This window comes from Alphaproteobacteria bacterium (assembly GCA_020638555.1).
Classification (GTDB): domain Bacteria; phylum Pseudomonadota; class Alphaproteobacteria; order Bin95; family Bin95; genus JACKII01.
On sequence record JACKII010000004.1, the window covers coordinates 52,842 to 73,813 of the forward strand.

Sequence of the window (20,972 nt, forward strand, 5' to 3'; positions counted from 1 at the left end):
GCGCGATCCTCCGGCAGCCTATTTCGATTGCAGCAGAACGACGATGCCGACCGCGATCAGGATGACACCGAACGTCTCCGCCTTGTTCGGGCGTTCCTTGAAGATGAAGTAGGACGAGGCGAATGTGAAGATCAGCTCGATCTGCCCCAGCGAGCGCACATAGGCGACGCTCTGGATCGTCATCGCCGTGAACCAGCAGACCGAGCCCAGCACGCCGGCGAGGCCCACCAGGCTGGCCGGCCGCCAGGCCCGCGCCACCGCCAGCGTCTGACCCGGCTCTTTCCAGCGCATATAGGCGAGCATGATGATGGTCTGGAAGATCGTGGCCCACATCAGGGTGAAGCCGGCCTGCATCAAAAACCCGTCCGGCCCGCCGCCGATGGCCAGCGACCCGCCGCGATAGCCGACGGCGGAGACGCCGAACAGCGCGCCGCTCAACAGGCCGATCAGCGCCGTGCGCGAGAAGGTGGCGGCCACCAGCGAGCCCGCCGTCAGGGCGGTATGGGCCACCGAAATCATCACCACGCCGGCAAAGCCGATGATGATGGCGACACCGGCCCCCATCGACAGCGGATCGCCCAGAATGACGAAGCCGAACACGGCTGCCTGGATGGCCTCGGTCTTGGAATAGGCGGTCCCGACCGCGAAGTTGCGCAGGCCGAACAGGTAGACCAGCAGGAAGGTCGCCAGGATCTGCGTCAGGCCGCCCAGCACCACATAGCCGGCGAACGTGGCATTCGGCTCCGGCCAGGGCAGGTGAAAGACATAGTGCAGGATCAGCACATAGGCGATGGCCACCGGCATGCCGAAACCGAAGCGCACAAACGTGGCGCCGGTCGTGGACAGGCGGCCCTTGAGGTGCTTCTGGATCGCAGAACGCACATTCTGCAGGAAGGCGGCCCCGATGGTGACCGGCACCCAAAGTTCGAACATTGCGGGAAAACTTATCGGAAGGATGGAACAGGAACCCGCAGTCTAGGCGGAGCGCCGCGTCGCACCAACCGGAATCCGCCGATTTCGCTGGCGTTTCCCTATTTGGCTCCGGGTCCCAGGACTGCGATCAGCAGGGACAGGGTCACCACGCTGCCAACCGTGGTCAGCAACACGGCGCTGCCGCACCGCTGCACATACACCTCATACCGGCGGGCCAGCAGGAACGGATTGACCCCGATCGGCAGGCCGGCCAGCAGGATCAGGAGCGCGAGCGTGTCGCCGCGCAGGCCGACCGCGAAATAGCCGATACCGCCGGCGATGGCGGGGTAGAGCGCCAGCTTGAACGCCGTCATCCAGACGGCCTCGACCAGGTCGCCGGCCAGCCGAAACTGCGAGAGCGTGGCACCCAACGCCACCAGGGCCACCGGCGCGGCCGCCGCGGCGAGCAGGTCGATCATGCGCGCCGCCGGGCCGGGAATCGGCCAACCGACGGCGCCCCAGGCCAAGCCCGCCGCCATACCGATCAGGATCGGGTTACGCACCAATCCCTTCAGGCCGTTCCACACCTGCCGCCCCGCGGAGCCGCCCGCGCCGCGCCCGAGTTCGATCAGCGTCGTGGTCAGCGAGTAGTATAACAGGCCGTTGATCGCGATCACCGACGACGTCAGCACCAGCCCCCAATCGCCGTAAAGCGCCTGGGCGAGCGGCAGGCCCAACATCACCGTGTTGGTGAAGACCCCGGTCATGCCGGCCATCGCCGCCTCGGGCAAGGGCCGGCGCCGCAGGCGCCAGAGCCAGAGTGTCAGGCCCAGATGCAGGCTGACGCCGGCGCCGAAAAACGCCAGCAGCAGATCGGGGGACAGAGCTTCCGAGCCAAAGATGCGGGTTCCGGCGCGAAACAGCAGGGCGGGAATGGCGCAGAAGAACACGAACTGCGTCAACCCTTTCGCCGCTTCCCCCGCCAGCACCGGCGTCCGCCCCAAACCATAACCAAGGACGATGAAGCCGAAAATCGGCAATACGGCGTTTACGATGACCACGTTCTTCCACCATGACCTGCGGGGTCGGAAACCGATATTCCAACGGGCCGAGCATCTTACCGGTTGTCGAATGAGGCGAAACCGCAGTCGTGGTTCGGCGGCCCGTGTCCGGGGTTCCCGACAGGGTCAACGCCGTATGGGACGCCCTCACGCATGGGACCCGGCCGGCGCTGCGAAGAGTGCGCTTGAGAAAGCCGCAAATGGTCAGGTGCCAGCCGGCGCGCGAGCGGCCGCCACCCGCAACCGTCAGCCTCACCTCATGCCGGGCCGGACCAACGCCCGCTTTTCGCCGGCGTCCTCACGCAGGTAGTCGCGGGCCAGCGGGTTGACGACGTCACTCAGCGGCGCGGCCTGGCGCGAGCGCCGCGTTTGCGTTTCCGGCGGCGTGCCATAGTCCGTGGTGCGCTGGGCCGGCGCACGACCCAGGCGGCGGATGACGTGTTCCATCTGCTGCGGCGGCCATTCCTCGCCGTGCACCGCTCCCGCCGCCCGAGTAATGCTCTCGTTCATGAGCGTGCCGCCCAGATCGTTGGCGCCGGCGGCCAGCGCCGCTGCGACACCGCCCTCGCCCATCTTGACCCAGCTTGTCTGGATGCTGCCGAAATGCGGGTGCAGGGCCAGACGGGCCACCGCGTGCATCAGCACCGCCTCGCGGAAGGTCGGGCCGGGGCGGGCGCGGCCCTTCAGATACAACGGCGCCTCGTGCGCGACGAAGGGCAAGGGCACGAACTCGGTAAAGCCGCCGGTCTCCGCCTGCAGGTCGCGCAGGCGCAGCAGATGGCGCGCCCAGTGCTCCGGCCGCTCCACATGGCCGTACATGATGGTGGCCGTGGTCTTGAAGCCGACCGCGTGCGCGGCGCGCATGCCATCGAGCCAGAGCTGGGTGGTGAGCTTGTCAGGGCAGAGAATGCGGCGGACCTCGTCGTCCAGCAGTTCCGCGGCCGTGCCGGGCAGCGTGTCGAGCCCGGCTTCTTTCAGGTCCCAGAGATAGTCTTGCAGCGGCCGGCCCAGCGTCTCCGCCCCCTGGAACACCTCCAGCGGCGAGAAGGCGTGCACGTGCATGTGCGGCACCGCGGCTTTCACGGCCCGGCAGATGTCCAGATAGGTCTGGCCGGTATAGGCCGGGTGAATGCCGCCCTGCATGCAGACCTCGGTCGCGCCGCGTTCCCAGGCTTCGACGGTGCGGCGCTGGATCTCGTCCAGCGGCACCACATAGGGGTCGCCGCGCAGGTTCTCGGTCAGCTTGCCCTTGGAGAAGGCGCAGAACTGGCATTTGAAATAACAGACATTGGTGTAGTTGATGTTGCGGTTGACCACATAGGTCACGGTCTCGCCCGACACCTGCCGGCGCAGCCGGTCGGCGGCCTGGGCGACCGCACCGAAGTCCGGGCCGCGGGCCTGAAACAGGGTGACGATCTCGGCCTCGCTCAGCCCCTCGCCGGCAAAGGGCTTGGCGAGGATGCGCGCCACCTCCGGCGAGGCGGTCTGGTCTTCCGCCAGCCAGCGGAGGTCGGCTTCGGGCGGGTCGCCGGGCGCGCCGGTCGACCAGGTGTCGGTGCGGGCGAGGCCATCGGCATCGACCGCGTGCAACACGGCCTTCAACAGCTTGCGGTCGACCCACGCCTCCGACCGCTGGGCATAGTGCGGATAGACGGTCAGGCGCTCGACCAGGTGCTTGCCGGCGGCGGCGGTGTCGGCGGCCAGTTTGTCCAGATGCGGCCAGGGCGCCTCCGGATTGACGAAGTCGGGGGTCAGCGGCGACACCCCGCCCCAGTCGTTGATGCCGGCGTCGACGATGGGTTGCAGCCCTTCCGGCGAGAGGTTCGGCGGCGCCTGCACGCTCATCTCCGGCCCGAAAATCAGGCGGGCGACGGCAATGGTCCACAACAAATCGTCCAGCGAGGGCTCCGGCGCGGCATGCATCTTGGTGTCGGGCTTGGCGCGGAAATTCTGGACGATGATTTCCTGGATATGGCCGAATTCCTCGTGGATCGCGCGGATGGCCAGAAGGGAGTCGATCCGCTCGGCCCGCGTTTCGCCGATGCCGATGAGGATGCCGGTGGTGAACGGCACCTTCGCCTCGCCCGCGGCGCGCAGGGTGGCGATGCGGGCGGCCGGCTGTTTGTCGGGCGAGCCGTAGTGCGGCATGCCCTTTTCGGTCAGGCGCTCCGACAGGCTCTCGACCATGATGCCCATGGAGGCGGCGACCGGGCGGAGCGCCGCGATCTGTTCGGCCGTCATCACGCCGGGGTTGAGGTGGGGAATCAGGCCGGTTTGCGCGAACACCGCCTCGGCGCAGGCGCGCAGATAGTCGAGGGTGGAGGCAAAACCCATGCGCTCCAGCTCCTCGCGCGCGACGCGATAGCGGGCCTCCGGCTGGTCGCCCAGGGTGAAGAGCGCCTCCTTGCAGCCCATTTCCGCGCCTCGGGCAGCGACCGCGACCACCTCGTCCACGGTCATGAAGGCCTTGGTCAGATTGCGCGGCGCCTGGGCGAAGGTGCAGTAATGGCAGACATCGCGGCAGAGATGCGTGAGCGGGATGAACACCTTGCGGCTGTAGGTGACGAGCGGGCCGAAACCCCGGTCGCGCAAATGCGCCGCCGCCTCGGTCAGAAGGGTAAGGTCATAGCAATCGGCGAGCGCGCGGGCCTGGGCATCGTCAAGGCGGGCGCCGTCCCGGGCGCGGGCCACGATTGGGGAAAACATGGGGCGTGTCCACTGGCGTTTCTTCGACCGAGCGCCTCGCGCTCACGCATTTGCTCGCGGGCTCTGATCCAGGCCCGCCCCGGCGCCACTCCCCGGGGCCGCATCGCGGCTCAAGGCATCACTATGCCGGAGAAGCAGGGGCCACGTCAAATACCGGCGCATCCAACCCGGCGCATCGGCTGCCGTCCGTGTCGCGCATCGGTCGCGGAGGCGATGCCTCGCCCTGCATCGCCTCCCAAGCCTCCGGAGTCAGGCCTATTCGGTTTTGGTCTTGCGCCGGATCAACGCTCCCAGGCCGACCATGCCGACCCCGAGCAGCGCCACCATGTTCGGTTCCCCAACCGGCGTCTGGTGTTGAATGACGACATTGTCCAGGCCCCACGACTCGTCCGCCAGAGACTGCAATGGCGTGTAGGACCAGGCAAAGGTGTGCATGCCGGCGGTCAGATCCGGAATCTGGAATGCGATGTCGTAGACAGCCGAAGCATGCCCCTGTTGGCCCAGCGGCCCGACCGCCCCGAGAAAGTCGACGCTCAACCCCGCGGGCGCAATATAGACCTGCTGCGCGTTGCCGACGCCGAACGTGCCGGACAGCAGGGTGACGCCGTCAACGGCAACGCTCAACGTATCCGTGCAGCATATCAAGCCATCCAGGGTATCGAACCCCAGCAGTCGAAACCCCAGCGTGACACCGGCGATATTCACCCCGGGAGCCCACCCCAGGCTCACGCCGGAAACATTCACATGGTTGTTGAGCGGGCCCAGATATCCGTCCGTAACGCCGGTATAATCCCATCCGGTCTGTTGCGGCGCGAAGACATCCAGGAAATCCACCGTCGCTCTGGCGGCCCCGGCCCACGCGACCGCCAACGCCGCGGCCGCAACCGCGCTTACCGATTTGCGCAACTTCATTCTGCCTCTCCTGTTTTGCCACTTGGTTTGTGGCATATGGACAATTCCAGAACCTTCGATTGCGCCACCTTCGGCCCGCAACGACGGCTTCCGGAACTGTCCATCTTTAGATCCGCGCCAACATTCCGAGAAACAGAAAAAACCCGCGAATACCCGCGCATCTTATCGCAGAGACAAGTAGATAACTTGTATATTTATACAAGTCGATTAGTGGTTTTTACCTAACAAGTCGGTCATACTGACTTATTCCCTCCACTGCCGCCCGGAGCACCACGACTCGAATGGGTGCGGGCTTATGCCGGTGAGGGTCGGCGTGACCGCGCCTCAGCCAAAAGCGCGCGTCCAAATCGGAGAGGCGCCGCCCACCGCGGACAAACCGGGCACCGCCCTATCGGTCCGGCTCGCTCTCCCCCCGGCGCTGATCGGGATGCAGCGCCTTCCCCAGGATGTGCTGGTCGCGGTGGATGACATGTGCGCCTTGGCCGACGATCAACGGGTCCGGCTCCGTCACCACATGGTGGTCCTTACCCTCATAATCCAAAGCATTGAGAAAATGCTGCATACAGTTGAGACGCGCTCGCTTTTTGTCATCCGACTTGATGATGGTCCAGGGCGCGTCGGCGGTGTCGGTGTAAAAGAACATCGCTTCCTTCGCCTCGGTGTAGTCCTCCCACCGCTCCAGGCTGGCGAGGTCGATCGGGCTCAGCTTCCACTGTTTCAACGGGTCGGTCCCGCGGGCCGCGAACCGCCGGCGTTGTTCCTGCTGCGTCACGGAAAACCAGTATTTGAACAAGAGGATGCCGGAGCGCACGAACATCTGTTCCAGCAACGGCGTCTGGCGCATGAATTCCAGATATTCGTGCGGAGAGCAAAAGCCCATCACCCGCTCGACCCCGGCCCGGTTGTACCAGGACCGGTCGAACAGGACCATTTCGCCAGCGGTCGGCAGATGTGCGATATACCGCTGGAAGAACCACTGTCCGCGTTCCACGTCCGAGGGCTTTTCCAGCGCCACCACCGTCGCTCCGCGCGGATTCAGATGCTCCATGAAGCGTTTGATCGTGCCGCCCTTGCCCGCCGCGTCCCGGCCTTCGAACAGGATGACGATGCGCTGGTCGGTTTCCTTGATCCAGCGTTGCGCCTTCAGGAGTTCTACCTGCAACGCCGCCTTGCGGCGCTCGTATACGTTGCGGCGCATCTTGCTGGTGTAAGGGTATTCGCCCGTCTCAAAGCTTTGGCGGATGGCCTCCGGATCGTGGCGGAGTTCCAGCGACCGGGCCACATGCGGTTCCGCCATCGGCGCGTCCGACGCGGCGTCGGCGCCGGTGGGAGCGGTTCCGTCCGAATTCTCTGCAAATTCCGATGGCATATCGACTCCTTCCGGTTCAGCCAACCGGCTCGATCCGCCGGATTCAAACCGGTTGCCCCCCCAGGGCCGGCGGGGTTCTGGAATACCGAACAGTTTTGACACGCTACAAATACCGTCGTTGGCTGTAAATGGTTATTCCACCGTGACGGCGGGCGCACGCAATCCTGCCGCCGGAGGATCGAACGCCAGAAGACATCATGGCCATCAACTTGGCGTAATGCAAAACCCGGCAACGATAACCAATCCGGCTCTGCAAAACCGCCTGTCGAGGTGAGAATTACAATTATCCAAAACTTACCAACCAACAGGATAATAGGACTTTTCAGGTATTGGAGATTGTTCATACCATACAAAATCATACCTTAGAATCACACTGACTATGCTTGGCTCCGACCTCAACGACCTCATCGTAGCGATCTACGACACCATCCAAAATCAAAGCCTGTGGCCGGAAGTGCTGACCCGGTTCGCCGATGCGATCGGCGCGCGCGGCTGTATCGTCTCCGAGATCGAAGGCCTGGGAGACGCCCGTCGGATTGTCACCCCCTATGTCTGCACCCGATATAGCCAGGAGCAGATACAACGCTACCTGGACTCCTTCGCCCATTATGAGTTCCTGGATCAGGCCCGGTACGAACACCTGTCGAAAATCACGGATGCAATCGACCTGATCGATCAGACCACACTGGCCGGCGATCAACTGGACGAGTTCCTGGCCCGCCCCAGCGTCCAGCGCATGCAGGCCATCGGCGTGGTGGAGCGCGCGGGCTGCCTGCTCGACAAGGATAACACGTTGCAGGCGCGGTTTTCCGTCCATTTCGGCAAGGAGGGCCCCGGGCTGACCGCCGAAGTGCGGGCGAAGATGGCCATTCTGCTGCCACACCTTGCCAAGGCGATCGAACTCGGTCGCGCCTCGCGCCAGCTGGCCCGCACCAATCGACACTTGCTGAAGGCCATGGACCGGCTGCGCATGGGCGTCTGCTTGCTGGACCGGTTCGGCCGGATCGAGGCCATGAACGGAGAATTCGGGCGGCAGGTCGACGCCTATCCGACCTACACGATCGACGGGAACAAGCGGCTGACCACGTTGGACAACGCCGCGCAGAAGCATCTGAACGACCTGCTTTCGGATGTGATGATGCACGGCAGGTTCGGCGCGCGCCCGCGCAAGGAAGCGCTGACCTTCGCCAAGTTCCAGGCCGAAGTGGTCGGCTCCACCACCATCGGGGCGCTCTGCATCGAGGTGGCGCCGTTGCATCGCCTGGACGAGGCGGGAACGCGCGCGTTCGACGGCGCGGTGATTTTCAGCCTGGATACGACCCGGCCGGTGCCGTTCGACCTGGAATCGATGCGCCGGCGTTTCGGCCTGACGAAAGCCGAAACCACGACCCTGTCGATGATCGGCGAAGGGCTGAGCAACAACGAAATCGCCGACCGCCGCTCGCGCTCGCCCCAGACCATCAACACCCAGGTCAAATCCGTACTCAGCAAAACCGAAACGTCGAACCGCACCCAGCTGGTCCGGCTGATGTCCTGTTTTGGCGCCGACTACCTGCTTCCGGCCGACGACGCGAACCTCGTCGCGAAACCGGTTGAGGATCGCTGACCCGGCCCCTCAAAACCCGGGCGGCAACGCGACCCCGCTGGCCTGCAACTGGCCCGCCAGCGCCTGTTTCAGCCGGTCGAGCCCCGACTGATCCGCGGCCTCGCAGCGGGCGACCAGCACGTCCTGGGTGTTGGAGGCGCGCAGCAGCCACCAGCCATCGGCCGTGTTGACCCGCACACCGTCGGTGGCGTCGACATCGGCACCCTCGGCTTTCAGGCGCTCGTGCACCTCGGCCGGCACGACGAATTTGCGGTCCTCGGCGCAGGTGAAGCGCAGTTCCGGCGTGTTCACCACCGCCGGCAGCGTGCGGCGGAAATCCGCCAGGGTCTGCCCGCCGCCGGCCAGCACGCCCAGGGTGCGCACGGCCACGTAAAGGGCGTCGTCATAGCCGTAATAGCGGTCGGCATAGAAGATATGACCGCTCATCTCGCCGGCGAGCGGCGCCCCCACCTCGGCCATCTTGGCTTTGATGAGCGAATGGCCGGTGCGGTACATCAACGGTTGCCCGCCCGCCGCCGCGACGGCGTCGAACAGCACCTGGCTGGCCTTGACGTCGGCGATGACGGTCGCGCCCGGATGGCGGGAGAGCACGTCCCGCGCCAGCAGCACCAGCAACTGGTCCGCCCACAGCACCTCGCCCTCGCCGTCGATGACGCCGATCCGGTCGCCATCGCCGTCGAAGGCGATGCCGAGTTCCGCGCCGGCCTGCTTCACCGCGGCCTGGAGTTGCTCCAGCGTTTCCGGCAGGGTCGGGTCGGGGTGATGCGCGGGAAAGGTGCCGTCCACCGGCGCATTCAGCACCGTGTGTCGGCCCGGAAGCCGGGCAACCAGGGCCTCGACCGAGGGGCCGGCAGCACCGTTGCCGCAATCCCAGACAACGGTCAGCGGGCGGCCGGGCGTGAAATCTTCCAGCATCCGGTCGACATAGGCCTGCTGGATGTCGGCACTGCTGACGGCGCCCGCACCCGTTGCGAACGCACCGGCGGCGGCGATGCGGCCGATTTCCTGAATATCCTCCCCGTAGAACGGCTTCTTCAGCAACGTCATCTTGAAGCCGTTGTAATCGGGCGGGTTGTGGCTGCCGGTGATCTGGATACCGCCGTCGACCGCCAGGTGATAACCGGCGAAATACAGCATCGGCGTCGGCCCGAGCCCGACGCGCACCACGTCGACGCCGCCGGCGGCCAGTCCCTCGACCACGGCATCGGCCATGGCCGGCGAGGACAGGCGGCCGTCATAGCCGACCGCGATGCGGGTGGCGCCGCGCGCTCGCGCGACCGTGGCAAACGCCTGGCCGATGGCGCGAGCGTCGGTCGTGTGCAGGGTGTCGCCGACAACGCCGCGAATGTCGTACTCGCGCAGAATGGTCGGGTTGAATGCGTGCTGCATGGTGGGCCCTCAACCGGCGGTCTGCGGTTCGGCGGCATAGCCGCGGCCGATGCCGTAATAGGTAAAGCCGGCGGCGCGCATCTCCGCCGGGTCATACAGATTGCGCATGTCGACCATCACCGGCGCCTTCATCAGCGCCTTGACCCGCTCGACGGGCAGGCTGCGGAACTGCCGCCATTCGGTGACGATGGCAACGCAGTCGGCGCCGGAGAGCGCGTCGTCCGGGTCGCGGGCATAGTACGGACCGTCGCCCAGCTCCGCCTTGCCGGTGGCCATGCCTTCCGGATCGAAGGCACGGACGGCGATGCCGGCCTTCAGCAGTTCCGGCACGATCACCAGCGCCGGGGATTCGCGCATGTCGTCGGTCTCGGGCTTGAAGGTCAGGCCGAGGACGGCGACCGTCTTGCCCCGTGCGGCCGCCCGCCCGCCGAGGGCGGCGACCACCCGCTCGGCCATGGCGAATTTGCGCTTGTCGTTGATATCGGACACGGTCTCGATGATGCGCAACGGCGTGCCATAGGCGTGGCGGGCGGTGTGGGCCAGTTCGGCGGTGTCTTTCGGGAAGCACGAGCCGCCATAGCCGGGCCCCGGCGCCAGAAAGCGCGGGCCGATGCGGTCGTCCATGCCGATGCCCCTGGCGACCTGCTGCACGTCGGCGCCGGCCTTCTCGCACAGATCGGCCATCTCGTTGATGAAGGTGATCTTGGTGGCGAGGAAACCGTTGGCGGCGTATTTGATCAATTCCGCCGTGACCAGATCGGTGTAGAGCACCGGCACGCCCCGGGACGAAAGCGGCTGGTAGAGCCGGTCCATCGCCGCCTTGGCACGCTCGCTCTCGCAGCCGACGATGACGCGGTCGGGGTTCAGGAAATCCTCCAGCGCCGCGCCTTCGCGCAGGAATTCCGGGTTCGAGACCAGGTCCCACTCGGCGCCTGCCGGGGCGTTGCGGGCCAGCACCTCCCGGATCCTGCGGTTGGTGCCGACCGGCACGGTCGATTTGGTGACGACCACCGTTTCCCCCTGCAGGGACCGGGCGATCTGCTCGGCCGCGCCAAACACATAGCGCAGGTCGGCGGAACCATCGGCGCTTTCCGGCGTGCCGACGGCGATGAAGACCAGATCCGCCTCCGGCACCTCCATGGCCAGGTCATCGGTGAAATGCAGGCGGCCGGCGGCGGTCAGGCGAACCACCATTTCCCGCAGCCCCGGCTCGAAAATCGGGATCTCGCCTTGCCGAAGGGCCCGGATGCGCTGGGGATTGACGTCGACGCAGGTCACGTCGAAGCCGAACTCGGCAAAGCATGTCCCCGTCACCAGGCCGACATAGCCGGCCCCGATCATGACAATGTTCATCACTCTCGCCTTTCTTTTTGCTGCCGGGCTTCGCATGGCCCCCGCCTTTGGCCATAGGCCCCTAAGACCGACGCCCGGCACTTCGCCTATTTTGCGCTATCGGCGCCTAACCACCGTTAAAATAGGGAGCGATCACGGCACGCACATCCTCCCTCAGGTCCGGCCGTTGCAGGGCGTAGGCGATATTGGCTTCCAGATAGCCCACCTTGTCGCCGCAATCGAAACGCCGGCCCTCGATGCGGACGCCGTGGAACGGATGACTGCCGACCATCAGCGCCATGGCATCGGTGAGTTGGATCTCACCGCCGGCGCCGACGGTCTGCTGTTCCAGCAGGTCCATCACCTCCGGGTCGAGAACATAGCGGCCGATAATGGCGAGGGTCGACGGCGCGTCCTCCGGCGCCGGCTTTTCCACCAGGCCCTTGACCGTGGCGAGGCGGCCGTCGTCGTGGGCGACGTCGAGCACGCCATAGCGGCGGGTGTGTTCCCGCTCCACGTCCATGACGGCGACGACATTGCCGCCCTTTTCGTCATGCACTGCGATCAACTGTTGCAGGCAGGGGGAATTCGACTGCACCACATCGTCCGGCAGCAGCACCGCAAACGGCTCGTTTCCGACCAGGTTCTTGGCGGTCCACACCGCATGGCCGAGGCCGCGCGGCTCCATCTGCCGCACATAGGCGACGGCGCCCGGCGGCAGCATCATGCCGCGCACGGTGTCGAGCGCCGCGCCGTTATTGCGCCGCTCCAGCAGGGTATCGAGTTCGAAACTGTAGTCGAAATGGTCCTCGATCGCGTGCTTGCCGCGGCCGGTGACGAAGATGAAGCGCTCGATGCCCGCTGCCCGCGCCTCCTCCACCGCGTATTGAATGACCGGCTTATCGACCACCGGCAGCATCTCTTTCGGCATCGCCTTGGTGGCGGGCAGAAAGCGGGTGCCGAGACCGCCAACGGGAAACACCGCGGTACGCACTTTTTGCGGCATGGAGGCTCCTTCGCACGAAGCGAGACGGTTGCGGGCGCGGCCTATACCGCCGATCCCGGTTTCTACCAATGCGGTCAATCGTCAATGCTGGCCTAACCGTCCTGCGACCCCAGCAGCAAGTCTTTGGCTTCATTGATCTTTGCCGCCAAATACGGACTGCCACCCTTATCAGGATGTGCGTGTTGCATCAACCGTCGGTAGGCCTTGCGAATCGCTTCCGCATCGGCGTCGGGCTCCAGCCCCAGGATCTGGAACGCCTCCTCGCGGGTCATGCCGGCGTCGGGCGGCGGCTCGCCGGCACTGGACGAGCCATGGCCGGCGCCCTCGCGCCAGGCGGCACCCAGGGTGCGATCCAGATAGGCTTCCAGCAGGCGCGCGCCATGATCGTCGTTGGCGGCCATCCAACGATAGAGATCGACCAACAGCACGGCGTCCAGGTCGGAGAGACGCCTGCCCTCGAACGGGCCAGCCAGCACCGTCCCGTCCATCTCGCCCGTGTCGTGATCCAGTTCCATGGCGAGCGAGTCGGTCGAGACGTTGGAACTCTGGCCGCCGCTCGGCCCCTGTCCGGCTTTCCAGATATTGCGCAACGACCGGGCGCGCATCAGCCAGGGGATCAGCGCCGGCGCCATCATCAGCGCCCAGGCCTCCCGCCCCAACACGACAAAGGTGATCATCAGGGCCACCACCAGCACGAAAGCGATGGCCTTGAGAATGCCGGATATCTGCGCCGGGTTCGCCTGCACATACCAGCGGCCGATCAGCCAGAAGCCGAACAGCAGGACGATTCCGAGAAAGAAATAGACGACCATAGCCCCAGTTCCGCCCTAGCGCCGCGGCAGCGCCTTCATGGCCGCCGCAAGGCGTTTGACGCCCGCGGCGTTGCCGCCGGAATAGTCCGCCAGCGCCTTGTGCCCGCCGGCAGCGAACACGGCCACCGCGCGCAGCAACTCCGCCAGTTGTGCGGCACTGCCCTCGTCGAACGGGCAATAGGCACCGCCGGTCAGCTTGGCGATTTGCTGAAACGCGTTCGCGGCGAACGGGTTCGGGCCTTCCTGAAACATGAAGGCCGGAACGCCCGAAAGCCCGAGTTCACCGGCGCGATGGCACACCTGATCGATGTCCTCCTCGAACGCGTCGCCGACAAAGACCAGGGCGCCCACCTTTTGCCTGGCTGCCTCGTCCCGGGCGTGCCTCAACACCTTGCCGATCTGGGTCTGGCCGCCAAGACAGGTCACGCCGGTCATGGCCCGCAACAAGGCAGTGGAATCCGTATACCATTTCGAGGCCTTGCACTCGCCGAAGCCGCGATAGAACACCAGTTGGATGGCCAGATTGCCGACGCTCGCCGCCTCCTGGAACATCTCGGCCTGGAGGTGCATGGCGCGATCCCACGAGGGTTGCCGGGATGCGGTGGCGTCGAGCGCGAAGATCAACCGCCCCATCGCCCCGCTGGCCGGTTTCGGCGCAGTCCTAACCCTGGCGAGGAATGCATCCACCGCCGCGGATCGCACCGGCGAGGCCGGGGCCTTGCCGCGCGCTTTGTCGATATCCCGTGCCATGTCTCAGAATGTGGCGCGCAAACCGCCGGAAAGAAAGGGGCAATGGCGAAACCCCTGTCAATTCCGGGTGTTCGCCCCGATCTTTCCGAACGAGGGTGTTCAGGCGGCTGCCTTGGCGGCGCGGGCCAGCCGCGCCTCGCGATAGGCGATATAGGTGGCGCTGCCGAAGATGACGCTGCCGCCGATCCAGGCCCAGGCATCGGGGATTTCCTGCCAGACCAGGAAGCCGACCGCGCTGGCCCAAATCAGGCGGGTGAAATCGAGCGGCAGCACGGCGGTGGACTCCGCCTTGCGGAAGCTCTGGGCAAAAGACAGATGGCCGAGCGTACCGAGGCAGCCGATGGCGAACAGCCAGCCCAACTGCTCCCAACTGGGATTCTGCCAGACGAAAAAGGCGAAGACGCCGGTAATCGGGGTCAGGAACAGGCCCATATAGACCGTCAGCGTGGCACTGCTTTCGGTCTTGCTCATCGACTTGATGATGGCGATGGCCGTGCCCCAGGTCAGGGACGAGCAAATGATGAGAATCGTTCCCAGGTTCAGCTCCGCAAAACCGGGGCGCACCACCAGCAGCATGCCGCAAAAGCCCAGGGCCAGGGCGGTGATGCGGCGGATGCGCACGCGCTCGCCCAACACCAGGATGGCCAGCAGGGTGGCAAACAGCGGCGCCGAGAAACTCAGGGCCGTCGTCTGCGCGAGCGGGATCAGCGTCACGCCGGTGAAAAACGCCAGCATGCCGCTGGACTGGATCACGCCACGGGCGGCGTGCAGGTGCAGCTTGCGGGTCTTGAGCGGCCGCAGGCCCTGGCGCAGGAAAATCGGTGTCAGCGCCACCAAACCGAACAGGTTGCGGAAAAACGCCACCTCGAACGGCGGCAATGTCTCGCCGACATAGCGGATCATGCTTTGCATGCAAACGAAGCAGACGGTGGAAAACAGCATCAACACCATGCCCTGGGCAGTGCCGGACGAGCGGGCGAAGACGCCTTGCATGGCGGCCACAGCGGTCATGGATCACGATCCTGGAAGATGGGAGCCGCGCTTATATCGCATATCCGCCGGCAAAAGCCTTGCGAATTGTGCAAAGGCACCATGCACTTGCCGGGTTCGGAGCAGCGTAGCGCAGGGTATTTCCGGTTGCGGTCTTGGCGTCGCCCAAATCCTCGCGTAGGTCTAAACCATGGCTTACGCAACGCGCCGGGAGGCTTCCCATGCACGGCGACCGCCAATCCCTGTTGTCCTGGTATCGGGCCGTCAGGTCTCAAACCGAGGCGCTGGCGGCACCTCTTTCGCCGGAGGACCAGACCGTCCAGTCCATGCCCGATGTCTCGCCGACGAAATGGCACCGGGCACACACCACCTGGTTCTTCGAGACCTTCCTGCTGGGCGAATTCCAGCCGGGCTATGCGCCGGTCGACCCGGATTATGCCTTCCTGTTCAACTCCTATTACGAGCAGGCCGGGCCTCGCCATTCGCGGCCGCAGCGGGGCCTGATCACCCGGCCCGGAGCCGAGGCGGTCGGCGCCTACCGGGCCGCCGTCGACGAGCGTATGGCGCGCCTGATCGAAACTGCCTCCCCGGCCGACTGGCCGCGCATTGCCGAGCGCATCACCCTGGGCCTGCATCACGAAATGCAGCACCAGGAATTGCTGGTGATGGATATCAAGCACGTGCTGTCGTGCAACCCGACCGGGCCGGCTTATACGGCCCCGCCGGAGCCCGCCATCGGGGCGACCGCGTCGGAAAGCTGGGTCTATAACGAGGGCGGCATGGTCGAGATCGGCCATCGCGGCAACGGTTTCGCCTTCGACAACGAGGGGCCGCACCATCAGGTGTTTCTGCGCCCGTTTCGCCTCGCCTCCCGGCCGGAGACCTGCGGGGCCTGGCTGGAATTCATGGCCGACGGCGGCTACGGGCGGCCGGAACTGTGGCTGTCGGAAGGCTGGGCGACCGTGCAGGCCGAGGGCTGGCAGGCGCCGCTCTACTGGCGCGAGACCGATGCCGGCGGCTGGGAGCGGTTCACGCTGAACGGATGGCAGCCGGTCGATCCGCGCGCCCCGGTCTCGCACCTCAGCTATTTCGAGGCCGACGCCTATGCCCGCTGGACCGGCTTCCGCCTGCCGACCGAGGCGGAATGGGAGGTGGCGGTGAACGGCGCCCCCGTCGCGGGCCAGTTTCTGGAGAACGGGGCGATGGAACCGCGGCCGGCCCTGACCGATGCTCCGGACGCGCACGGCCTGCGCCAGGCCTGGGGCACGGTCTGGGAGTGGACCCAGAGCCATTACAGCCCCTATCCCGGCTATCGCACCCCGCCCGGCGCTATCGGCGAATACAACGGAAAATTTATGGTGAATCAAATGGTTCTGCGCGGCGGCTGCGCCTGGACGCCAAAAAATCAGATGCGGACCAGCTATCGCAACTTCTTCCCCGCGGGCACGCGCTGGCACTGTTCCGGCGTGCGTCTGGCCCAGGATGTGGAAGGGCCGCTGGTATGAGCGATCCGGTGAACGCGGGGGCAATCGACGCGGAAGCGCTGAAAGAGGTGCTGGCGGGCCTGAGCCTGCCGCAAAAGGTGCTATCGCCGAAATTCTTCTACGACGCGCACGGCTCCGAACTGTTCGAGCAGATCATGCGGTTGCCGGAATACTATCCGACCCGCACCGAACTGGGCATTTTGCGGGAACACGGGGCCGAAATCGGGCGTGCGATCGGGCCGGAGGCGGCGATCGTCGAATTCGGCGCCGGCAATGTCGAGAAAATCCGCCTGCTGCTGGACGTGCTGGAGCGCCCGCGCGCCTTCGTCCCCATCGACATCAGCGGCGAGCACCTGAACGAGGCGGTGGCGCCGCTGGCCGAGGCCTATCCGGGCCTGACCGTGCTGCCGGTCACCGGCGACTTCACCAAGCCGCTGGACCTGCCGGCGCATCCGGCCCTGGCGGGGGCCCGGCTGACCGGGTTCTTCCCGGGCTCCACCATCGGCAATTTTCTCCCCGACGAGGCGGAGGCCTTCCTGGCGACGGCGCGGCAGGTGCTGCGCGGCGGCGACATGCTGATCGGCGTCGACCTGGTCAAGGACGAGGGCGTGCTGAACCGGGCCTATAACGACGCGGCGGGCGTAACCGCGGCCTTCAACCTCAACATGCTGAACCATCTGAACCGCCTGGTCCGCGCGGATTTTGCGCCGGAGCGCTTCCGCCACCGCGCCTTCTACAATGCCGCGCTGGGGCGGATCGAGATGCATCTGGTGAGCCGGGCGGCGCAGACGGTCACGGTTGGCGGGCAGAAGTTCGGCTTTGCCGAGGGCGAGACCATCCACACCGAATGCTCGCACAAATACACGCTGGCGGGCTTCGCCGCGCTGGCGGCACGGGCCGGATGGCAGACAGCGCGGACGTGGTGCGATGCAAAGGAATGGTTCAGCCTGCATCTGCTGAAAGTCGCGTAAACACCGCACCCCCGAGGCGGCGGAGCCGCTTCGGCCGGCCAGTATGAGAGCGCCTTACCGGGGGCGGATCATGCGGGTTTGGCTGCGGCTGCCGCCGGCCCAGAGGGGAAGAAGGGTCATTTTCACCCCGGCGCCGCCGGTCTCGATCGGCGTGATGGCGGCAGGCTCGGCCGCCACCGGCGATTGGCGGGAAACCGCGGCGATGCCGGGGATATCCGCCCCGGCGGCTTCGAACAGAAACGTCTGGATCTCCGGCAGGCCCCAGCCGCCTTTGGCGAGCGTTCCCAGGAGTTCGGGCGGGATCAGCACCACCTGCTCGCCCGGTTCGCGTGCGCGGCCGCTGCTGGCCACCGCGGCGGCGGCGATCATGGCGGCGGCGACGGGGGTCAGCACCGCCTCCGGCGTGTCGCGAGCGTCGAGCGGAAGCACCTCCATCGTGCCGGAGACGCCGAACACCGTGACCGCACTCGCGCCTTCCGGCAGGCCGCGACGCACCGCTAGGGACGGCAGCAAGCCCCCCTCTCCCTCGGCAAAGCAAAAGCCGTATTTGCCCGGCTGGCCCATGGTCGCCATGTCGCCGACGCCCTCGACCGCGCCGCCGATCAGGCGGGTCACCAGCGCCAGCGCCCGGCCGATGCAGGCATTGGCGCGATTGCCGGGTCCGAGGCAGTTGGTGCCGGCATTCAGCCCCAACGTGCGGGCGAGCGGCCCGCTCACCATCACCGCCACCGCCGGCGTGCCGGTCGTGGTCAGCAGGCCCAGCAGGTTGAACTCATCGGCAAGACAGGCCTCGGCGGCGGTCAGCACGACCGGCAGTTCCGCCGGCACGCAGCCGGCCAGAACGCAGCAATAGCCCACCGACGCCGGCGTCAGGTCGCCGAACAGCGGCGGCATGAGGCCAAAGGAGCGGTCCGGCTCGGCCGTGCCCGCCACCATCGCGTCTAGGCGGCGCGCGGTCGGCGGAACCTGCGGCAGGCCGTCGGCAAGGCCGCGCTCGGCCAGGTCCGCCTGCACGGCGTCCCACGCCGCGTCCTCGCGGTAGAGCGGGAATGGGCCGTCGCGCTCGACAATGCTCATGGATGGCTCACCGGCTCGCAATCCGGACGGAGCAGGCCTCGGTGAAGCCGAAGGTCGGCAGAAATGCCGAATGCTTGCCGGGGCCGCCGGCCACCACGACCTGAATGCCGGCCGGCGAACCGGCGAGATAGTACAGGTCGTTGACCGGAAACTGCTCCCGCTCCTCGTAATTGCGACGGTTGTCCTCGGAGACGCGGGAATAGTGCACGGCGGAAAGTTCGTAGAGCTTTTCCTGCACCGCCTCGACGCTCCAGCCGTCGCGTTTCAGGGTGGCGGCGTGCTCCGGGCCGAAGGCGATCATGAAGGGCGCCTTGCCGTAGATATTGTTCGAGCCGGTCTGCGAGATCGTGCCCGCCACCGTCTGCAAAATGCCGAGGCCGGTGGTCGAACCGTGGTCGTTGATGTTGTGCGGCGGCTCGGTCGGCAGGGCGGTGACGACGCTATCGCCGGCGTCGAAGCCGCGGCGGACGTGATAGGGCGCCCACGGGCTCTCCTCCTGGTTCTCGCCGAAGCAGAAGGCGTATTTGGCGGGCGAGCCCTGGGTGGCGCGGTCCATGGTGCCGGGCTTGCCGCCGCCGACATTCAGCACGGTGAGTTGCACCGCCCGGCCGATGCCCGCATTGGCGCGGGTGCCCTGGCCGAAGCAATTGCTGGAGCAGTTGATGCCGAGTTCATGCCGCAGCGGGCCGTTGACCATCAGCATGGGCGAGCACGGATGCGTCGTCGCCAGCGTGCCGTGCAGGTTGTATTCGGGTTTCAGGATCGCCCGAACGGCCGCCACCACCACCGGAAAATACTCGGGCTTGCAGCCGGCCATGACGGCGTTGGCGGCGATGGTTTGCAGCGTCGGCAGCACCTGGCGCGGAGTCATCGGCGGAAACGGCTCGTTGTCGCCGCGACAGGTCTCGACGAAGCGGGCGACCTTTTCCTCGGTCGGCGGCACGAGCGGCAGGCCGTCGCTCCAGCCCTGTTCGATGGCGTAGTCGTTGAACGCATCCACGTCCATGTCGCCGAGGTCCAGGACCTCCTGTTCTGCCGGATCGCTCATCGGCGTCTTACCTTTTCCGTTTGACTTGCAGACACACTCATTGCGGGCCGTTCTTAGCCACGAACAGCTCCGACCTCTCATCCCGAGTAGCGCGAAGCGCGTATCGAGGGGCGCCCCTTCGATACGGCCCTGAAGGGCCTACTCAGGGTGAATGGCATGGCGCGCGGATTCCGTGGCCAGAGTTGGAGGCCAGGAGGAACCGCCACGCCAGCCAGCGCGCCGCCTCAGGCGGCGACGGCCAGTTTCAGGGCACCGAACGCCGTTTCGATCCGCTCGCGCAGTTCGGCCTCGTTCAGACCGCCGACCGGATGCTTGACGATCAGCAGCTTCGGGTCGGCCTTGCGGGCCTTCGCCTGGGCACGGACCAGCGGCAGGAAGGTCTCGGTGACGACGATAAAGGTTTCAACGCCTTGGGATTCCAGGGTCGTACTGTCATGGAAACTCCACGACGAGCACGACCCTCAATCGGCCAAGGCGAGAATCGCGCCCTTGTAGTTTTTGGCGACGTGCTCGATCAGGTCCGCCGGCGCCGGCTTGGCGGCGCTGTCCTTGTAGAAATAGTCGACATTGTCGACCGGCCGGAACTCACCCATCAGCCTGCGTACGCCTTCGAGCAGCGCCTGCGCATTGGCCTTGGAGTTCGAGATGATGGCGATGGGGTCGCTGAGCCAGTCCGTCGGCGCGGCAACGGCTTTGGCCGCTGCGACCGAGGCGGGCTGCAACCCGAACGCGGGGTTGACGATCTTCAAAGAGAGACCTCCCTGGCAGAATTGCGGCTGCGGCACCGGGCCGGCATCCGCCCGCAAGAACGGTACGCCCCGGTCGGGGATCGGTCAAACCCTACCGTGCGCGGACGCATGCCCCGGTCGCTCATGCGCACCGAAGCCGGCGGAGGCTTGTGACAGGCACGACGGGCGGTCAAACTAACTCCAATCGAGTCGACCAAACTCCAATTGAACGATGTCTCCAGCGTCTATTTGAATGGCCCCCCAAACCAACCGCAAGCCCGAGGCGCAATATGCCGATCGAACACATCCATCCGATGCTGGTCCATTTCCCGATTGTGCTGGCGCTGCTCGCGCTGGCGTTCGACCTCTGGTGGTTTGCCTTTGGCCGCAATGACAGCCAGGGGTTGATCCGGTTGCAGACCGGCACGGTCGTCATGACGCTCGGCGGTATCGCTGCGGTGGTCGCATTCGTGTTCGGCGACATGGCTTATGACATCGCGGTCGGCAAAGGGGTCGCCACCGCCGTTCTGGAAACGCACGAGGGCTGGGGCACGACCACGGCCATCGTCTTTGCCGCGGTGGCCGCGGTGCGGCTGGTGTTGTGGCGGACCGGGATCGACCGGCAGCCGGCGGGCGCGCTGGTTGCCATTGCCGCGACGGCGGTCGTGGCGGTTATGGTCGTCGTCACGGCCTATTTCGGCGGTCATTTGGTCTATGACCTGGGGATCAACGTCACCGGCGCGATGAAATAGCCGCAAACCGTCCGTGTTTGGCACGGACGGCGGTGGGGCGGTGTTCGCGAGAGCGACCGGTCCCGGC

At 66.1% G+C, this 20,972-nt stretch carries 18 protein-coding genes; 4 read left to right on the forward strand and 14 right to left on the reverse strand.

What is annotated here, in order from left to right; translation table 11 throughout:
• Positions 1–18: 18 nt before the first annotated feature.
• From H6844_14225 to ppk2, 5 genes are all read right to left on the reverse strand, one after another.
• On the reverse strand, positions 19–933 hold the full coding sequence (locus tag H6844_14225) for a DMT family transporter (protein MCB9930556.1): 915 nt from the start codon (positions 931–933) through the stop codon (positions 19–21).
• Between the two features lie 98 nt (positions 934–1,031).
• Positions 1,032–1,973 (reverse strand): AEC family transporter, encoded by a 942-nt coding sequence (locus H6844_14230; protein MCB9930557.1) that lies wholly within the window; start codon positions 1,971–1,973, stop codon positions 1,032–1,034.
• Between the two features lie 252 nt (positions 1,974–2,225).
• Positions 2,226–4,679: a 5-amino-6-(D-ribitylamino)uracil--L-tyrosine 4-hydroxyphenyl transferase CofH gene (gene cofH, locus H6844_14235; GenBank protein MCB9930558.1), complete on the reverse strand. Its 2,454-nt coding sequence runs from the start codon at positions 4,677–4,679 to the stop codon at positions 2,226–2,228.
• 255 nt (positions 4,680–4,934) lie between these two features.
• On the reverse strand, positions 4,935–5,591 hold the full coding sequence (locus tag H6844_14240; protein MCB9930559.1) for a hypothetical protein: 657 nt from the start codon (positions 5,589–5,591) through the stop codon (positions 4,935–4,937).
• Between the two features lie 388 nt (positions 5,592–5,979).
• Positions 5,980–6,960: a polyphosphate kinase 2 gene (gene ppk2 / locus H6844_14245; protein ID MCB9930560.1), complete on the reverse strand. Its 981-nt coding sequence runs from the start codon at positions 6,958–6,960 to the stop codon at positions 5,980–5,982.
• 379 nt (positions 6,961–7,339) lie between these two features.
• Between ppk2 and H6844_14250 the strand changes: the two genes are divergently transcribed.
• On the forward strand, positions 7,340–8,566 hold the full coding sequence (locus H6844_14250) for a helix-turn-helix transcriptional regulator (GenBank protein ID MCB9930561.1): 1,227 nt from the start codon (positions 7,340–7,342) through the stop codon (positions 8,564–8,566).
• A gap of 9 nt (positions 8,567–8,575) precedes the next feature.
• Here H6844_14250 and H6844_14255 read toward each other — a convergent pair whose 3' ends face one another.
• The 6 genes from H6844_14255 to H6844_14280 form a co-directional block, all read right to left on the reverse strand.
• Positions 8,576–9,955: a phosphomannomutase/phosphoglucomutase gene (locus tag H6844_14255; GenBank protein MCB9930562.1), complete on the reverse strand. Its 1,380-nt coding sequence runs from the start codon at positions 9,953–9,955 to the stop codon at positions 8,576–8,578.
• 9 nt (positions 9,956–9,964) lie between these two features.
• Positions 9,965–11,308: a UDP-glucose/GDP-mannose dehydrogenase family protein gene (locus H6844_14260; protein ID MCB9930563.1), complete on the reverse strand. Its 1,344-nt coding sequence runs from the start codon at positions 11,306–11,308 to the stop codon at positions 9,965–9,967.
• A 106-nt stretch (positions 11,309–11,414) separates the two neighbouring features.
• Positions 11,415–12,293, reverse strand: coding sequence for a UTP--glucose-1-phosphate uridylyltransferase GalU (galU, locus tag H6844_14265; protein ID MCB9930564.1), 879 nt, complete (start codon positions 12,291–12,293; stop codon positions 11,415–11,417).
• A gap of 92 nt (positions 12,294–12,385) precedes the next feature.
• Positions 12,386–13,105, reverse strand: coding sequence for a DnaJ domain-containing protein (locus H6844_14270; protein MCB9930565.1), 720 nt, complete (start codon positions 13,103–13,105; stop codon positions 12,386–12,388).
• Positions 13,106–13,120: 15 nt separating this feature from the next.
• Positions 13,121–13,855 carry a VWA domain-containing protein gene (locus H6844_14275; GenBank protein MCB9930566.1) on the reverse strand — a complete coding sequence of 245 codons (735 nt, stop codon included), beginning with the start codon at positions 13,853–13,855 and terminating at the stop codon, positions 13,121–13,123.
• Positions 13,856–13,954: 99 nt separating this feature from the next.
• A complete protein-coding gene (locus H6844_14280) occupies positions 13,955–14,866 on the reverse strand; it encodes a DMT family transporter (protein MCB9930567.1) in 912 nt (303 codons plus the stop codon).
• Between the two features lie 200 nt (positions 14,867–15,066).
• Between H6844_14280 and H6844_14285 the strand changes: the two genes are divergently transcribed.
• Positions 15,067–16,350, forward strand: a complete 1,284-nt coding sequence (locus H6844_14285; protein ID MCB9930568.1) for an ergothioneine biosynthesis protein EgtB — start codon at positions 15,067–15,069, stop codon at positions 16,348–16,350.
• Positions 16,347–17,300: an L-histidine N(alpha)-methyltransferase gene (gene egtD / locus H6844_14290; protein MCB9930569.1), complete on the forward strand. Its 954-nt coding sequence runs from the start codon at positions 16,347–16,349 to the stop codon at positions 17,298–17,300. Before H6844_14285 ends, egtD begins: the two co-directional genes overlap by 4 nt.
• Positions 17,301–17,354: 54 nt before the next feature.
• Here the strand turns inward: egtD and H6844_14295 are convergent, their stop codons facing one another.
• From H6844_14295 to H6844_14305, 3 genes are all read right to left on the reverse strand, one after another.
• Positions 17,355–18,377, reverse strand: a complete 1,023-nt coding sequence (locus tag H6844_14295; protein MCB9930570.1) for a hypothetical protein — start codon at positions 18,375–18,377, stop codon at positions 17,355–17,357.
• A 7-nt stretch (positions 18,378–18,384) separates the two neighbouring features.
• Complete coding sequence (locus H6844_14300) at positions 18,385–19,425, reverse strand: hypothetical protein (GenBank protein MCB9930571.1); 1,041 nt, start codon at positions 19,423–19,425, stop codon at positions 18,385–18,387.
• 461 nt (positions 19,426–19,886) lie between these two features.
• Complete coding sequence (locus H6844_14305) at positions 19,887–20,210, reverse strand: hypothetical protein (GenBank protein MCB9930572.1); 324 nt, start codon at positions 20,208–20,210, stop codon at positions 19,887–19,889.
• A 233-nt stretch (positions 20,211–20,443) separates the two neighbouring features.
• Between H6844_14305 and H6844_14310 the strand changes: the two genes are divergently transcribed.
• Positions 20,444–20,905 (forward strand): hypothetical protein, encoded by a 462-nt coding sequence (locus tag H6844_14310; protein MCB9930573.1) that lies wholly within the window; start codon positions 20,444–20,446, stop codon positions 20,903–20,905.
• Positions 20,906–20,972 lie beyond the last annotated feature (67 nt).

What these genes read in the sequence shown, in the direction of transcription:
- H6844_14225 (MCB9930556.1), bottom strand. Translation starts at nt 933, where the DNA reads ATGTTCGAACTTTGGGTGCCGGTCACCATCGGGGCCGCCTTCCTGCAG.
- cofH (MCB9930558.1), bottom strand. Translation starts at nt 4,679, where the DNA reads ATGTTTTCCCCAATCGTGGCCCGCGCCCGGGACGGCGCCCGCCTTGAC.
- H6844_14240 (MCB9930559.1), bottom strand. Translation starts at nt 5,591, where the DNA reads ATGAAGTTGCGCAAATCGGTAAGCGCGGTTGCGGCCGCGGCGTTGGCG.
- ppk2 (MCB9930560.1), bottom strand. Translation starts at nt 6,960, where the DNA reads ATGCCATCGGAATTTGCAGAGAATTCGGACGGAACCGCTCCCACCGGC.
- H6844_14250 (MCB9930561.1), top strand. Translation starts at nt 7,340, where the DNA reads ATGCTTGGCTCCGACCTCAACGACCTCATCGTAGCGATCTACGACACC.
- H6844_14255 (MCB9930562.1), bottom strand. Translation starts at nt 9,955, where the DNA reads ATGCAGCACGCATTCAACCCGACCATTCTGCGCGAGTACGACATTCGC.
- H6844_14260 (MCB9930563.1), bottom strand. Translation starts at nt 11,308, where the DNA reads ATGAACATTGTCATGATCGGGGCCGGCTATGTCGGCCTGGTGACGGGG.
- galU (MCB9930564.1), bottom strand. Translation starts at nt 12,293, where the DNA reads ATGCCGCAAAAAGTGCGTACCGCGGTGTTTCCCGTTGGCGGTCTCGGC.
- H6844_14270 (MCB9930565.1), bottom strand. Translation starts at nt 13,105, where the DNA reads ATGGTCGTCTATTTCTTTCTCGGAATCGTCCTGCTGTTCGGCTTCTGG.
- H6844_14275 (MCB9930566.1), bottom strand. Translation starts at nt 13,855, where the DNA reads ATGGCACGGGATATCGACAAAGCGCGCGGCAAGGCCCCGGCCTCGCCG.
- H6844_14280 (MCB9930567.1), bottom strand. Translation starts at nt 14,866, where the DNA reads ATGACCGCTGTGGCCGCCATGCAAGGCGTCTTCGCCCGCTCGTCCGGC.
- H6844_14285 (MCB9930568.1), top strand. Translation starts at nt 15,067, where the DNA reads ATGCACGGCGACCGCCAATCCCTGTTGTCCTGGTATCGGGCCGTCAGG.
- egtD (MCB9930569.1), top strand. Translation starts at nt 16,347, where the DNA reads ATGAGCGATCCGGTGAACGCGGGGGCAATCGACGCGGAAGCGCTGAAA.
- H6844_14295 (MCB9930570.1), bottom strand. Translation starts at nt 18,377, where the DNA reads ATGAGCATTGTCGAGCGCGACGGCCCATTCCCGCTCTACCGCGAGGAC.
- H6844_14300 (MCB9930571.1), bottom strand. Translation starts at nt 19,425, where the DNA reads ATGAGCGATCCGGCAGAACAGGAGGTCCTGGACCTCGGCGACATGGAC.
- H6844_14310 (MCB9930573.1), top strand. Translation starts at nt 20,444, where the DNA reads ATGCCGATCGAACACATCCATCCGATGCTGGTCCATTTCCCGATTGTG.